Annotated in this window: 14 protein-coding genes and 1 riboswitch; of the genes, 2 read left to right on the forward strand and 12 right to left on the reverse strand. The window is 70.6% G+C overall.

Annotation, left to right across the window (positions count from 1 at the left end; all coding sequences use genetic code 11):
• Positions 1–26: 26 nt before the first annotated feature.
• The 10 genes from ACSHWB_RS05505 to ACSHWB_RS05550 form a co-directional block, all read right to left on the reverse strand.
• A complete protein-coding gene (locus ACSHWB_RS05505) occupies positions 27–803 on the reverse strand; it encodes a S1 family peptidase (RefSeq protein ID WP_439661001.1) in 777 nt (258 codons plus the stop codon).
• A gap of 123 nt (positions 804–926) precedes the next feature.
• Positions 927–2,297, reverse strand: a complete 1,371-nt coding sequence (locus tag ACSHWB_RS05510) for a M36 family metallopeptidase (RefSeq protein WP_439661002.1) — start codon at positions 2,295–2,297, stop codon at positions 927–929.
• Positions 2,298–2,399: 102 nt separating this feature from the next.
• Positions 2,400–3,656 carry a cobalamin biosynthesis protein gene (locus tag ACSHWB_RS05515; RefSeq protein ID WP_439661003.1) on the reverse strand — a complete coding sequence of 419 codons (1,257 nt, stop codon included), beginning with the start codon at positions 3,654–3,656 and terminating at the stop codon, positions 2,400–2,402.
• Between the two features lie 31 nt (positions 3,657–3,687).
• A complete protein-coding gene (locus ACSHWB_RS05520; RefSeq protein WP_439661004.1) occupies positions 3,688–4,503 on the reverse strand; it encodes a hypothetical protein in 816 nt (271 codons plus the stop codon).
• 5 nt (positions 4,504–4,508) lie between these two features.
• A complete protein-coding gene (locus ACSHWB_RS05525) occupies positions 4,509–5,591 on the reverse strand; it encodes an SAM-dependent methyltransferase (protein WP_439661005.1) in 1,083 nt (360 codons plus the stop codon).
• Between the two features lie 31 nt (positions 5,592–5,622).
• Positions 5,623–6,999 (reverse strand): cobyrinate a,c-diamide synthase, encoded by a 1,377-nt coding sequence (locus tag ACSHWB_RS05530; RefSeq protein ID WP_439661006.1) that lies wholly within the window; start codon positions 6,997–6,999, stop codon positions 5,623–5,625.
• The gene (gene cobO / locus ACSHWB_RS05535) at positions 6,996–7,610 is read right to left on the reverse strand and encodes a cob(I)yrinic acid a,c-diamide adenosyltransferase (RefSeq protein WP_439661007.1); all 615 of its coding nucleotides are present in this window, start codon (positions 7,608–7,610) and stop codon (positions 6,996–6,998) included. The genes ACSHWB_RS05530 and cobO overlap by 4 nt, the downstream gene beginning before the upstream one ends.
• A 10-nt stretch (positions 7,611–7,620) precedes the next feature.
• Complete coding sequence (locus ACSHWB_RS05540; protein ID WP_439661008.1) at positions 7,621–9,528, reverse strand: putative cobaltochelatase; 1,908 nt, start codon at positions 9,526–9,528, stop codon at positions 7,621–7,623.
• A gap of 39 nt (positions 9,529–9,567) precedes the next feature.
• Positions 9,568–9,706, reverse strand: a riboswitch (cobalamin riboswitch).
• A gap of 30 nt (positions 9,707–9,736) precedes the next feature.
• Positions 9,737–10,696, reverse strand: coding sequence for a threonine aldolase family protein (locus tag ACSHWB_RS05545; protein ID WP_439664525.1), 960 nt, complete (start codon positions 10,694–10,696; stop codon positions 9,737–9,739).
• Positions 10,697–10,706: 10 nt separating this feature from the next.
• A complete protein-coding gene (locus ACSHWB_RS05550; RefSeq protein ID WP_439661009.1) occupies positions 10,707–11,213 on the reverse strand; it encodes a helix-turn-helix domain-containing protein in 507 nt (168 codons plus the stop codon).
• Between the two features lie 84 nt (positions 11,214–11,297).
• On the opposite strand from ACSHWB_RS05550, the gene ACSHWB_RS05555 reads away from it, so the two are divergent.
• Entirely contained in the window at positions 11,298–12,131 is an 834-nt protein-coding gene (locus ACSHWB_RS05555) for a quinone oxidoreductase family protein (RefSeq protein ID WP_439661010.1), read from the forward strand.
• Here ACSHWB_RS05555 and ACSHWB_RS05560 read toward each other — a convergent pair.
• The gene (locus ACSHWB_RS05560) at positions 12,115–13,176 is read right to left on the reverse strand and encodes a hypothetical protein (RefSeq protein WP_439661011.1); all 1,062 of its coding nucleotides are present in this window, start codon (positions 13,174–13,176) and stop codon (positions 12,115–12,117) included. The genes ACSHWB_RS05555 and ACSHWB_RS05560 overlap by 17 nt on opposite strands.
• 43 nt (positions 13,177–13,219) lie before the next feature.
• Between ACSHWB_RS05560 and ACSHWB_RS05565 the strand changes: the two genes are divergently transcribed.
• The gene (locus tag ACSHWB_RS05565) at positions 13,220–14,413 is read left to right on the forward strand and encodes an 8-amino-7-oxononanoate synthase (RefSeq protein WP_439661012.1); all 1,194 of its coding nucleotides are present in this window, start codon (positions 13,220–13,222) and stop codon (positions 14,411–14,413) included.
• On the opposite strand, the gene ACSHWB_RS05570 is transcribed toward ACSHWB_RS05565, so the two are convergent.
• On the reverse strand, positions 14,367–14,825 hold the full coding sequence (locus tag ACSHWB_RS05570) for a GNAT family N-acetyltransferase (RefSeq protein ID WP_439661013.1): 459 nt from the start codon (positions 14,823–14,825) through the stop codon (positions 14,367–14,369). The two genes, ACSHWB_RS05565 and ACSHWB_RS05570, sit on opposite strands and share 47 nt — an antisense overlap.
• Positions 14,826–14,827: the final 2 nt, after the last annotated feature.

Genomic DNA, 14,827 nt, shown 5'->3' on the forward strand with positions numbered 1-14,827 from the left:
GCACCCTGCAACAGGCAAATGACGGCTTACAGCTGAGCGTTGATCACCGAGTAGTACGGGGCGATCCGGCCGTACACGCCGGGGTAGCCGGCACCGGCGCAGCCGCGGCCCCACGAGGTGTCACCGATGAGCTTGCCGCCGTACACCAGCGGGCCACCGGAGTCGCCCTGGCAGGTGTCGGTGCCGCCCTGCGGGAAGCCCGCGCACACCATCGAGGTGTTGCTGTACTGCGGGTACGCGGTCTTGCAGGTCGCGTCCGAGGTCAGCGGCACGTTGGCCTTGAGCAGGTAACGCGAGGCGGAACCACCGGACGAGGTGGTGCCCCAGCCGAGGATCAGCGCCGAGTTGCCCGCCGTGTAGAGCGCGGTGTCGGACGGCGTGGCCAGCGGCAGGGTCGCCGAGTTGATGTTGCTGGACAGCGTCAGCACCGCGACGTCGTAGCCGGCGGTGGCGGTGGTGTAGCTCGGGTGCACCCAGATCCTGGTCACGCTGACGACCGTGCCCGCGGTGCTCTGCTTGTCGTCACGGCCGTGCACGACGCGCACGCTGGAGGCGGAGCTGCCCTTGACGCAGTGCGCGGCGGTGACGACCTTGTTGGCCTTCACGAGAGTTCCACCGCAGAACTGCGATCCGGACGAGGAAGCCAGGTAGACGACCCACGGATAGGTCGCGGTGCTCGCCCGCGTTCCACCGACGATCATCGGCGACACGTCGCCGGCGTTGGCTGCGGGAGCGATGAAGAAGATGCTCGCGAGAGCGGACACCACGATGGACACGATCAGGCGATGCAGGGTTTTCGCCATGTTGCCAGTCCTTCCCGATGACACTGTATGTGCAGGGTGTACAGCAGCGGCACACACAGCGTCACGGGCAGGGATTCGGCGGCGTAACCGCCATTAGTCGCACATGTCCGACTTCACATTTGACTACTTGAGGATGTCACGCGCTTTGAACGCGGCCGTAACCGTGGCGGCATCCGCGTCGCCGTAGAGCTTCTTGGCCGCGGCCACGGTCGCCTCGGCGGCGGCCTTGAACGTCGTGTTCGGCGTGTAGGAGAACTGCGCCTCCAGCACGATCTTCGCCGACTTGTCCCGGCCGAACGCCTTGTAGACGTCGAACAGCGCCCGCGACCAGATCTGGCCGTCGAAGTGCACCTCGTTCTGCCGGTCGCCCACCTTCAGCTCGGTGTCCGTGCGGCGCAGGCAGTGCGGCGTGGTGGTCGTGTACGCCGTCGCGTCCCAGTCCATGATGCAGGCCAACGGGACCGTGGCGGTGTCCTTCGCGTCACCGGAGGACATGATCAACGCCCACCAGTCGCCGAAGCCCTCACCGATCGAACCGCCGTCGAACGACGAACCGAAGCCCGGCACCTGGGCGTCCTGGATCGCGTGCCCCAGTTCGTGCCACACCACCTCGACGTCCTCGGCGTCGTCCACCCCGCCCGTGCCGAACGTGATCTGGTCCTTCGACGGGTCGTAGAACGAGTTGTCCTCGGTCAGGCCGAGCGTGGTGATCTTCTGCGCCTCGTTGTTGACGTTCTTGAACCCGAGGCCCTGGATGTACTTCTGCGCCTCCGTCACACCCCAGTAGGCGTTGACCTGCTCGAAGAGGTCGTTGGCCCGCGTGTACTCGAACTTGTTGTTCTTGTTGTACGCGAGCTTGCTCTTGGCGCCGGTGATCGTCGCGTAGCTGCCCTTGAGGTAGCCGGAACCGTCCAGATCGGACAGCGTGACCGTCCTGTACGCGGCGGCGGGCACGGCCGAGTCGGCGTCGTCGGCGTCCTTGAGGTTCTGGTTCTGCTGCGACGACACGGGGTTCGGGCTGAACACCTTGCCGGTGCCGTTCGCGTGCTTGACCAGGCTCTCGGTCTTCACGACGGCGCCGGACTCCGCGTGCACCAGCGTGCGCTCGGATCCCTTGCCGTTGTCGGAGATCACCTCGTAGACGAGGCCGGTGCCGGGCAGCACCTTGAGGTTCGCGCCTTCGGGAGCACTGACCTTGGTCTTGGCGTCCTCGGCGGTGACGGCGGGCGTGACGTCCACCGCGCCCACGGCGAGCCTGCCGTCGTCCACGGTCTTCACGCCGGTCGCCTTGTCGACGTGCTCGACGTAGTAGGCGCCCAGCACCGGTTTCCCGTCGAACGTCTGCTCGTACCAGGTGTGCGTGGCGGTCAGGGAGTCGCGAACGACCAGCAGTCGCAAGCCTTCCTTGGGTGCGGCGGCCTGGGCGGTGATCGTCAGCAGGGACAGCGCGACGCCTGCGGTGCAGGCGACGGCGACAAGACGGCGGGCTCTCATGCCGGTCTCCAGTGCTTCGGGCCCGGTGCAGGGGTGGGCCGTGTGCATGGCGACGCTAATCAAGAAAACTTCAGCGGAGACCCTACGAAAGAAGGAAAACCATCAGCTTTCCCAGACTCCGGGAACAACAATCACGTCGGCTTCGACCGGAATGTCCAGCGTTGGTCCGGTTCCGAAAGCGACGAACGCGACGGCCGCACCCCGAGCGGCCAAATCGCACGCGCCCTCGTGACCGACTTCGGTGCCAGAACGCAGAAGCGGGCCGACGGCGTCGATCGCCTCCGGTGTCCCGATCACGAACGCCGCGCGCCGGATCTCCGCCTCCGCGCGGGGCGTGCGTTCCTCCGCGGAGCCGGGACCGAGCCCGACGAGGGCGAGCCTGCCGCGCGGCAGCACCCGTGCCGCGGCCACGGTCACGTTGTCCCGCTTGAACTTCTCGGCCGCCAGCTCGATCGGACCGCCGTGCCCGATGCTCCGCGCGCCGCGCAACGCGGCCGCCTCCGCGACGCTCGCGGTGCCCATCGAGTTGCGCACCACCGAGCTCGGGTTCGGCACACCGATCTCGGCGAGCTCCTCGGTCGGGAACGTCAGCAGCTCGGCGGTGTCGCCGTGCCAGAAACCCCAGTCCTCCACGGCGTCCACGATGCCGGGTTCGTCCGCCTTGGCGTCCGCCGTCGCGAACGCCTTGATGGCACGCAGGTCCAGGCCGCCGTAGGTGTCCAGTTCCGACAGTGCGGCGCCCACGCTCGTGGCGGACGCCCCGCGTGTCGAGCCCACGCCGACGACGAGCGTGCGCGGCACGATCCGCAGCACGTGGTCCTTGGACGCGGCGGCCCGGTCATCGACGACGATCACCCACGTCGCGTCCTCACCACCCGCCACGACGTTCGGCGGCAACGCGGGCAGCGGGAAGTTCAACGGGTTGCGCAGCACGACCTTCTCGCCGGCCTCGATGGCGGCGGTGCAGGCCTCGACGTCGCCGTCCGCGGTGGCGTCCAGCTGCTCGACCAGCTCGTCGAGCACCGAGTCGATGGACGGGCCGCTGGTCACCACGGCCGTGCGGTTGAGCAGGTCCGCGACGTGCCGGGCGAACAGGTCCGCGTCACCGGCCAGCGCGACGACGAAGTGCTCGTCCACGCACACCACGGCGGGGTCGGATCCCTTGTCCCGCAACAGGGGCGCGATCAACCGGACCGCGGTGGCCGCGTCCAGGAAGAGCACGGCGGCACCGAGGCGGGGCCAGAGACTGCGTGCGGCAGGCTTGACGGGACCGTCCGGCACGACGGCGTCGGCACCGAGCAGACCGGCCAGGTCGGCGGCGTCACCGCGCTGCGCGGGACCGGCGAAGACACCGATCACGCCCGCGCTCCCCGCGAGACAGCAACCGCACTCACTTCTTGTTCCCCCACAACACCGTCACCGGGACCGCCGGCGCGAAACCCGAGTCCAGCAGGCGCGAGGCGGTCCAGTGCACGCCCTCCACCTCGTATCCCGCGGCCGCCAGCGCATCCCGCGCGGGCACGATCTCGTCCACGCTCTCCGTCGCGACGACGACCCGACGTGCCGAGACCGCCGCGCTCGCCTTGACCGCGCTCAGCTCACCGCGGCCGACGAACACCGCGTCCGGACGCGGCAACGAGGGCGCGTCCAGCTCGGACTCCTCGACGCGGACGTCGACGCCGTGCGCGGACGCGTTCGCGATGATCCGCACGCACTGCACGGGATCCGGCTCGACCGCGATCACCGCGGCACCGAGCCGGGCGCACTCCACACCGACCGCGCCGGAACCCGCCAGCACGTCCCACACCAGCACGCCGGGGCGCGGGGCGAGACGGGCCAGCACGAACGCGCGGACCTCGGCGCCGAGCACGTGCGTGCGGCTCGCGAAGGAGTCGTCCGGCAGCGCCCAGCCGTCGTTCGAATGGAGGAACTCGTTGTCCGCCAGGCACAACACGGCGTCCGGCGCGGTCCAGCGCCTCGTCACCGCGTCCCTCGGGTCCACAGTGGTCAGCTCGCCGGAGTCCTGCACGACCAGCGTGCGGCGCCAGCCGGCGAGGCCCGCGCCGACCTCGGCGGGACCGACGCCGTCGGCCAGCCGGACGATCACGGCGGAGTGGGCGCGGCACACGTTCAGCGCGGGGCGCAGGCCGTCCGCGGCGTCGACGATCTCGACGGGACGGCCCGCTGCCTCCAGCAGCTTCTCCACCGACATCAGTTGCCGGCGGTGCGCTTGGGCTTACGGGGCACAGGCTTCTTCTTCTGGGTCGACGTCGAGGCGCGGACCGTCGGCGGCTTCGGCTTCTCCGCCGCGACCACCGTCAGCTTGGGCTTCGGCGCGGGCTCCTCCGCGGGCTTGCGCATCGACTGCTGTATTCCCTCGACCGCCGTCCACGCCGGGTTCGGCTCGGCCGGGGCGTGAGCGGGCTCGGAGGCCGGGATGGGCTCGTCCGGCCGGGTCACGACGGCCTCGTCCGCGCGGGTCGGGACGGGCTCGTCGACGCGGGTCGCGATGCGCGAGGCGGCGCGGCGGGACCAGCGGGTCGGGCGGGCGGCGCGCAGCGGCTCGTCCACCGACGCCGTCACCGAGGCCGAGACACGACGCGTGGGCGCCTTCACCGCGGCACCGACGAGGAACAGCGTCGGGCGGTACAGCTTGTGCTGCTTCACGACCGACTCGAGCTCGCCGACCGTGGTGTGCACGACCAGTTCGTCGGCCTGGCTCACCTTGTACGCGACGACGACCGGCGTGGCCTCGGAGTACCCGCCCTGCAGCAGCTTCTCCACGAACTGGCCGGTGCGCGCGCCCGAGACCGTGGCGGCCATCGTGGTCTGCAGCGCGGCGAACTCGCTCACGAGCTCGCTGCTCTCCGGCGAGATCAGCACGGTGGACGACGCCTCGGTCAGCGTCAGCTCGCGGCCGATCTTGGCGGCAGCGGCGGCGACGACGGACACGCCCGGCACGACCTCGACCTCGAGGCCGAGGCGCACGCACAGGTCGTGCTGCTCCTGCACGCCTCCACCGGTCGCGGCGTCGCCCGAGTGCAGGCGCACGACGACCTGGCGCGACGCGGCGGCACGGCGGTACAGGTCGGTGATCTCCTCCGGCGAGACGCGGGAGAAGTCGACCAGCTCGGCGTCGGCACGGGCGTGCTCGCGCACGCACTCGGCGTCCACCGCCGTGGGCGCCCAGATGACGACGTCGGCTGCCGCGATGCGGCGCGCGCCTCGGAGAGTGATGAGGTCGGCGGCACCGGGACCGGCGCCGACGAAGGAGACCCGACCGGTCGTCGTCACGACAGCTCCACAGGGGGTTTCGGGGAGAGGCTTAAGCGATGACCGTACCGTCTGCCACTCCTGCCACGAACGGGTGGCAGGCCCGCACGAAACGGGCTACGGCTTCCGGATCACCGGCCGGGTGCGTGTGCAGGTACGACGCGTGCACGCCGCCCGCCACGAAACCCTCGGCGACGGGCCGCGAGTCGACGCCGCGCCAGTGCCACGCAGGTGGGGTCGAGTGCGGTGTGGACAGCTGGGTCCGGTGGAACTCGTGGCCGGTCACGCGGCTGCCCGGCGGGTGCAGCGGTGAGCTCGCGGACGCCACCGCGTCGCGGTAGCCCAGGGTCAGCTTCGGCGTCATGAACCCCTCGGCGTCGAGCACGCCGCACATCGGGTGCCCGTCGATCGATCTCGCGAGGTACAGCAACCCTCCGCACTCGGCGTGGACCGGCGCACCCGATCGAGCGAACCGGGTCACCGCCGCGCGCAACTTCGTGTTGGCCGACAGCGCTTCCGCGTGCTGCTCGGGAAATCCGCCGGGCAGGACCAGACCCGAAGTGCCCTCCGGAAGGTCTTCGTCGTGCAACGGGTCGACGACGGCGACGGCCGCTCCGGCCGCCTGGAGCACCTCGACGTGCTCGGCGTAGCCGAACGTGAACGCGGCCCCGCCCGCGACCGCGACCACCGGCTCGTTCTCGACGCGGTCGACCTGGGGTTCCCACGCGGCGACCGCCATCGCGGGGACGGACCTCGCCAGCCTGCGCACCGCGTCGAGGTCGACGTGCTTGCCCACGGCGGCGGCGATCGCGTCGACCGCGGCGACGGCCTCCGGTCCGTGCTCCGCCGCCGTCACGAGCCCCAAGTGCCGTGAGGGCAAGGAGAACTGCGGATCACGCGGCAGCACCCCGAGCACGTCGAGGCCGACCTCGTCGCACGCCGACCGGAGCACCTGCTCGTGCCGTTCCGACCCGACCTGGTTGAGGATCACGCCGCCGAGCCGGACCGTCGGGTCGTAGCCGCGGAACCCGTGCAGCAACGCGGCGAGCGAGCGGCTCTGCCCGCGCGCGTCCACGACGAACAGCACGGGTGCGTTGATCAGCTTGGCGACGTGCGCGGTCGAGCCGATGCCCGCGGTGTCGATGCGGCCGTCGAACAGCCCCATGACGCCCTCGACCACGGCGATGTCGCACCCCTTGGCACCGTGGGCGAACAGGCCGGGGATCCGCTGCTCGCCGACCATGACGGGGTCGAGGTTGCGGCCGGGCTTGCCGGTCGCGAGCGAGTGGTAGCCGGGGTCGATGTAGTCGGGCCCCACCTTGAACGGCGCGACCCGCGACCCCGCCCTGCGCAACGCGGCCATCAGGCCCGTCGCCACGGTGGTCTTGCCGCTGCCCGAGGCGGGGGCGGCGACGACCAGCCTGTTCACCACTCGATCCCCCGCTGGCCCTTCTGCCCGGCGTCCATCGGGTGCTTGACCTTGGTCATCTCCACCACGAGGTCGGCGGCGTCGACCAGCTTCTGCGGCGCGTACCGACCGGTGATCACGACGTGCTGGTGGCCGGGCCGGTTCGCGAGCGTCTCCACGACCTCGTCGACGTCGATCCAGCCCCAGTGCAGCGGGTAGGTGAACTCGTCGAGCACGTAGAAGCCGTGGCGTTCGCTGTTGATCCGGCGCTGGATCTCGTGCCAGCCCTCGAGAGCGGCCGTGGCGTGGTCGTCCTCGGTGCCCTGCTTGCGGGTCCAGGACCAGCCCTCGCCCATCTTGTGCCACTCGACGGCGCCGCCCTCGCCGGTCTCGTCGTGCAGCCGGCCGAGCGCCTTGAACGCGGACTCCTCGCCGACCTTCCACTTGGCGGACTTCACGAACTGGAACACGCCGATGTCCCAGCCCTGGTTCCAGCCGCGCAGCGCCATGCCGAACGCCGACGTCGACTTCCCCTTCATCTCACCGGTGTGCAGCATCAGCAGCGGCCGGTTGCGGCGCTGGCGGGTGGTCAGGCCGTCCTTCGGCACCTCGGTGGGTTGTCCTTGAGGCACTGGAATCTCCTTATGCAGCCCGGACGACGCCGGCGAGGTGGTCGGCGCTGAGCTGGTCGAGCTTCACGCAGGTGCCCTGCAACGCCTCCGCGATCTTCTGCGCGAGGCCGAGGCGGACGTGGCCCTGTTCGCAGTCGACGACCACGACAGCGGTCTTCTCGAACAGGCCGGCAGCCTTCAAAGCGTCCTTGGTCGGATCGCCGCCGAGGCCCGACGACGTCGCGCGGCCGTCCGTCAGCAGCACCACGAGCGGGCGCTTCTGCGGGTCGCGCATCCGTTCGATCTCCAGGACGCGGTGGGCCTTCATCAGACCGTCCGCGAGCGGGGTCCGGCCTCCGGTGCGCATCTTCTTGAGCCTGGTGGCGGCCGCGTCCACGGAAGTCGTCGGGGGCAAAGCGACTTCGGCCTGGGTACCGCGGAACGTCACCACGCCGACCTTGTCCCGGCGCTGGTAGGCGTCGCGCAGCAACGAGATCACCGCGCCGCTGACGGCCGACATCCGCTTCTGCGCCGCCATCGAGCCGGAGGCGTCGACGACGAACAGGACGAGGTTCGACTCCTTGCCCTCCCTGACGGCCTTGCGCAGGTCGGCGGCGGTCAGCAGCAGTCCGGGGCCGGTCCGTCCGCGCGTCGCCTGGTGCGGCGCCGCGTTCGTGAGCGTGTCGACGAGATGCAGCCCGCTGCCGTCCACTTTGGATGAACGGACGATCCGGCCGGTGCGGGCGCGGGCCCTGGAACGCTTGCCAGGCGCGCCTTCGCCGACTCCAGGGACCTCCAGCAGCCGTGCCTTGAACGCGGGCGCGGGCTCCGGTGCCGGACGGTCGTTGGGCGCGTTCCCGTTGCCCTTGGGGCCTTCCTGCGGTTCCGGGAGCTCACCACCGCCAGGGCCGTCGTCGTCCGGGCCCTGGTCGTCGGGTTCCTCCGCGTGCTCGGCCGCCTGGCGCATCGCGTCCTCGAGCTGCTGCTCCTCGATGCCGGGCTCGTCGAACGGGTCGCGGCGGCGCCGGTGCGGCAGGGCGAGCCGGACCGCGGTCTCGACGTCGGTCTCCTCGACGCTCTCGGCACCGCGCCACGCCGCGTGGGCGATCGCCGCACGGGCGACGACGAGGTCCGCGCGCATGCCGTCGACCTCGAAAGCCGCGCAGACAGCGGCGATCCGGCGCAGCTCACCGTCCGGAAGGGACACCAGCGGCAGCTTCCGCTTGGCCTCGGCGATCTGCTGCCTGAGGTTCGCGTCCTCGGCCTCCCACTTCGCCGCGAACGTCACGGGGTCGGCCTCGTAGGCGAGCCGGCGCCGGATGACCTCGGTGCGCACGCCCACGTCCCGCGCCGCCTTCACCGCCACGGTCAGCCCGAACCGGTCGAGCAGCTGCGGCCGCAGCTCGCCCTCCTCGGGGTTCATGGTGCCGACCAGCAGGAACTGCGACGGGTGCGAGACCGAGACGCCCTCGCGTTCCACGTGCGCGCGCCCCATCGCGGCGGCGTCGAGCAGCAGGTCGACCAGGTGGTCGTGCAGCAGGTTGACCTCGTCGACGTAGAGCACGCCCCGGTGCGCCGCGGCCAGCAGTCCCGGCTGGAACGCCCGCACGCCCTCGGTCAGCGCCTTCTCCAGGTCGAGCGAGCCGACCAGCCGGTCCTCGGTGGCGCCGACGGGCAGCTCGACGAGCTTGGCCGGTCGTCGCTCGACGCCGTCGTGCGGCGCGTCGGGGCAGTCGGTGCTGCCGGGCACGCAGCCGAAGCGGCAGCCCTCCGACACGTCCAGCTCGGGCAACAGCGCGGCGAGGGCACGCACGATGGTCGACTTCGCGGTCCCCTTCTCACCGCGGACCAGCACGCCGCCGATGCCGGGGTGCACGGCGTTCAGCAGCAGGGCGAGCCGGAGGTCGTCATGGCCGACGACAGCCGAAAAGGGGTACATGCTCGGCGAAGTCCTTCCTCGGGTGTCCACGCCCGCGGTCGGTGATCAAAGAGGGGGACGAGTTCCTGACTCCCGGTTCACTCCAAAGAACCGGTCACAGTCGCGGGACGGCGCCGGATTCGCACCGGCTTCCTCGCACTCCCCTCACAGCCCCGGCATCGTCGCATTTCGCACCGCCGGGTCCAACAGCCAGGTGAGCGACGTCGCCCTAGATCAGGCTCTGGAACTGTGCCCAGGCCTCCGCCACCTCGTCCGCCGTCCACTCCAGTGCGGGCTCCGCGACGGTGATCTCGTTCTTCGCGAGCGTCCCGTCCCGCCAGAAGTTGCCGAGGAACTTCCCGCTCACCTCGGTGAGCCGCTTCGGGTCGCCGGGCAGGTGCAGCGCGAACTGGTGGGTGTGCGGCTCCGGCAGGCCCATGGCGGCGGCCACGACCTTGGCGTGCTCGACGTAGGTGCCCAGCCGGGGCAGCACGGTGTCCAGGCCGTGCAACGCGGACAGCGCCGCCGGCCACTGCTGGAACAGCATGCCGCCGTACCGGTGCCGCCACACCCGTGCCTGGTCGATGAAGTCCCGGGTGCCGGCGAGCGCCGCGCCGGAGATGCCTTCGAGGGACTTGTAGAACGACACGTAGACCGAGTCGAAGAGCCCGGCGATCTCGGGCAGCGGCTTGCCCAGGCCGTGTGTGCTCTCCCACAGCCGGGCGCCGTCGAGGTGCACGACCGCGTCCCGTTCGCGGGCGGCGTCGACCAGCGAGGTCAGCTCGTCCCAGGTCGGCAGGACGAACCCGGCCTCGCGGTCCGGCACCTCCAGCAGCAACGTCCCGTACGGCTCGGGACAGGTGGCTATCTCGGAATTCCTGACCTTGATCGGACGCAGACCGGACAGCACGGTCAGCGCGTCGTCCTCGTGGTCCAGCGGATGGGCCTGCGGATGCATCGCCACGATCGGGTTGTGCGTGCGGTCGGCCCAGCACCGCAGGGCGATCTGCTGCGCCATGGTCCCGGTCGGCACGAAGAGCGCGGCCTCGGTGCCCAGCAGCTGCGCGACCCGCTCCTCCAGCGCGCCCACCGGGCCGCCGTCGCCGTAGCGGTCGGGGTCGACGTCCGGCACCGGGCCGAGCCTCTCCAGGAGCGTCTTCTTGCGGGTTCCGGAGAGCTGTCGGTTCATCACCACCGCATCAAACCTCAGCGGCGAGCGTGTCCGCGAGCGAGATAACCCCGTCCCGGATCTCGGCGGCCGTCATGCCCTGGGCCAGCAGGAACTCGATGTGCTCGCCCCTGAGCACGGCCAGCACGGTGTGCGCTTTGAAGGTCGAGCCGACCAGCCGGGCGAGTCGCTCCACGGTGATCCGGAAGTTGCCCTCGCAGCTGCGCGCCGTCGTCCGCTCCACCGCGATGACCAGCGGCAACGACGCCAGCACGTGGTCGAACAGGGTGCCGGCGAACTCCCCGGCGGAGCGGCACTCCAACGATGCCGTCTTGATCCAGGAGGCGGCCGTCTCGTCGACCACTGCGTTCACCAGGCCCGCCTTGTCGCCGAACCGCCGGAACACGGTGCCCTTGCCGACGCCTGCCGCGACAGCCACGTCCTCCACCGACACGGCGTCGATACCGCGCTCGCCGATCAGCCGGGTGGCGGCGGCCAGGATCGCGGCCCGGTTGCGGGCGGCATCGGCACGTTCCAACGAACTCTCCCTTGACACAAGCGGACCGTCAGTCCGTATTCTAGCAACCGGACCAGCGGTCCGCTTATCCAGGGGAGGCAGCGAATGAAGGCAGTGCGGTTCCACGAGTTCGGCGGGCCCGAGGTGCTGAGGGTGGAGGAGGTCCCGGACCCGGCAGGCGACACGCTCGTCGACGTCACCGCGATCGGCCTCAACTACGGCGAGACGGTCATCCGCCGGGGCAAGGGCGAGGAGCTGTTCCCGTGGTACCCGGGGCCTTCGTTCCCCATCACCCTCGGCTCGGAGGTCGTTGGCACCACAGGAGAAGGCCGCAGGGTCATAGGTGTGCCGCGCGACGGCGCCTACGCCACGAAGGCCGTCATAGAGCACCCGATCGACGTGCCGGACGGCGTCAGCGACCACGAGGCCCTCGCCTTACTGCTGCAGGGCACGACAGCGGTCGCGGCGGCCAAGGCGGCCCGGATCCAGCCGGGCGACCGGGTGCTCGTGGAGGCGGCGTCCGGTGGCGTCGGCAGCCTGCTCGTCCAACTCGCGGAACGGGCGGGCGCGACGGTGCTCGCGGCGTCCAGCAAAGGCGGGATCGGCTACGACTGGGACGACCTCGACCCCGTTGACGTCGTCTTCGAGTCCATCGGCGGCGAGATCGGGAAACGCGCGTTCGAGCTGCTCAAGGACGGCGTGGGCCGCATGGTCGTGTTCGGCTACGCGAGTGGCGAACCGCTGGACGTTACGGCGAGCGACATCTTCCGCAAGGGCGTCGCGCTCATGGGTCTCCCCCGCGACGTCACGCCAGAAGAAGTGTTCGAGCTACAACTCAAGCCGGTCCTCGGCGACGTCTACCGGCTCGACGAGATCGCCGAAGCGCACAAAGCGTTGGAAGCCCGCACCACGACGGGCAAGCTCATCGCGCGACCGTGACCGACCGGGGCGCGCGGAACGACAGCAGCTGAAGCCACTCCGGTTCCGACCCGTCCAGCCGCAACGACGGCTCATGCTCGGCCACCGTCCGCAACGTCACCGCGGCCTCCAACCGGGCCAGCCCCGCACCAAGGCAGAAGTGCCGGCCATAGCCAAAAGCCAAGTGCCGCGGATCGGTTTCCTTACCGCTCAACAACAACACGAGCTCCGCACCGGCAGGCACGCGCACACCGGACAGCACGACCTCACGCGCGGTCAGCCGCCGCCACGTCACCACGGGCGTGTCGGTCCGCAGCACGTCCTCGACGAAGGCCTCGGCCACACCAGGCGAGCCCAGACGCGCCCACAACGCGCGGTCCTGCAACGCACGGTGCAACGCCGTGGACAACAACTGAGTCGTCGTCTCCTGGCCCGCGATCAGCAGGAAGTAGCAAAGACCGGCGGAGTCCTCAGCGGACACTCCGGCATCGGCCAAAGCGCAGAACAACTCGCCGTCACGGGCGTGGTAGCGCTTGATCAGCCACTGGTGGAAGTCGCCGACGTCGTCGACCAGCTCCAGCTGCCGTTCGCGGGTGACGTCACCCCAGAAGAACTCCAGCGACCCGGTGCTCCAGCGCTTCAACGTCGGGATGTCGACGTTCTCCAACCCGAGGAGGTCCATCAGCACGATCGCCGGCAGGTCCCACGCGAGCGAGCGCACGAGATCCGCGCCACCCAGCCGTTCCAAAACCAGGGAACGGATGCGAGGCTCCGCAGCGGCGACACGGGCCGGGGTGAAGAACGACGCCACCAGGCGGCGCAGCTGAGCGTGCGAGTCCGAGCCGTTGTTCGCCAGGGTCGGAGGCAGGGAGAAGCGGGCGCGGACCAGGGAGCGCAACGCGGCCGTGCCCACCGGGGTCACGGCGGTCAGCGCGTTGTCGGGCAGGTAGGTGACCGGATCGGCCAGCACGGCGCGCACGTCGTCGTAGGCCGACACCACCCAGCGTCCGCCGAGGAACTGCACCGGCGAGGTGAGTTCGGCGCGCGTGAAGGTGAACAGGTCCACGAGCGGCACGCTAGCGGGCGGATGGGAGACTCAGGCGGTGACCGTGAGCACAACTGAGGCGATTTCCAGTGGTGGTGAGTCGACGTTCGACTGGATCGACGTCCGCTCTGAAGCGCGAGCCAAGGCAGGTCTGAGCCGGCGGCTGCGGCCGCGCACGTCGGACTCGACGGACCTCGACCTCGCGAGCAACGACTACCTGGGCCTCGCCAAGGACAAGCGCGTCGCGGGTGCCGCGGCCGCCGCCACGCTGAAGTGGGGCTCTGGCTCGACGGGATCGCGCCTGGTCACGGGCTCGACGGAGCTGCACGCCGAGCTGGAGTTCGAGCTCGCGAACTTCTGCGGCTCGCAGTCGGCGCTGGTGTTCAGCAGCGGGTACATGGCGAACCTCGGCGCGGTCACGGCGTTGACGGGCCCCGGCACGGCGATCGTGGCCGACCAGCACATCCACGCCTCCCTGATCGACGGCACGCGCCTGTCGAAGGCGGACGTGGTCGTCGCGGACCACTGCGACGTCGGCAAGGTCCGGCACGCGCTGGAGACCCGAGGCAAGCGGCGCGCGATCGTCGTCACGGACTCGGTGTTCAGCGTCGACGGCGACATCGCCCCGCTGAACGAGCTGCACGAGGCGTGCCGCGCGACCGGTGCCGCGCTGGTCGTGGACGACGCGCACGGCCTCGGTGTCGTCGGGCCCGGTGGGCGCGGCGCGGTCGCCGAGGCGGGCATCATCAGGGCGCCGGACGTGATCACCACGCTGACGCTGAGCAAGTCGCTGGGCGCGCAGGGCGGTGCGGTCCTCGGCCCGAGCCGGGTGATCAAGCACCTGATCGACACCGCGCGCCCGTTCATCTTCGACACCGGACTCGCGCCGAGCAGCGTGGCCGCGGCGCTGACCGCGATCAAGATCCTGCGCGAGGAGCCCGACCGTCCCGAGCGCGCGCTGACGGTGGCGCACGACCTGAGCAACCGCCTGAAGGAGGCCGGTTTCCAGGTCAGCACTCCGACGGCGGCCGTGGTGAGCGTGCGCGCGCCCGGCCCGGAGCAGGCGTTCAAGTGGGCCGAGAACTGCCGCGCGAGCGGTGTCGTCGTCGGGTGCTTCCGGCCGCCGTCGGTGCCGGACCAGATCAGCAGGCTGCGGCTCACCGCACGCGCCGATCTGACCGAGGCCGACATCGAGCGCGCGGTGCGCGTGATCAGGGAGAGCGCCGCATCCGCAGGTGTGGAATCCCGTCCTCGATGAACTCGGCGCCCTCGGCGACGAACCCGAACGACGCGTAGAAGTCGGCGACGTACGTCTGCGCGTCGAGCACTGACGGCGTGGTGCCGATGTCCACGAGCGCTGCCTGCATCAGGCGACGGCTGTAACCCCGGCCGCGGGCCATCCGCGCGGTAGCGACACGGCCGACGCGGAACGTGCCGTCGGGCTCTTCGACCAACCGCAGGTACGCGAGCGGATCGTGCGATCCCTCGGCCTCCAGCCAGAAGTGCCGTGTGCCGTGGTCGAGATCATGACCGTCCACGTCGGCGTAGACGCAGTTCTGCTCCACGACGAAGACGTCCTGCCGCAGGCGCAGGATCGCGTAGAGCTGGGCTGGGCTCAGGTCGAGCCCCCACTGCCGGCGCAGGGTGGCGGGAAACTGTGTGGTTCGCACCT

It is taken from the genome of Lentzea sp. HUAS TT2 (assembly GCF_051853195.1).
Taxonomy (GTDB): domain Bacteria; phylum Actinomycetota; class Actinomycetes; order Mycobacteriales; family Pseudonocardiaceae; genus Lentzea.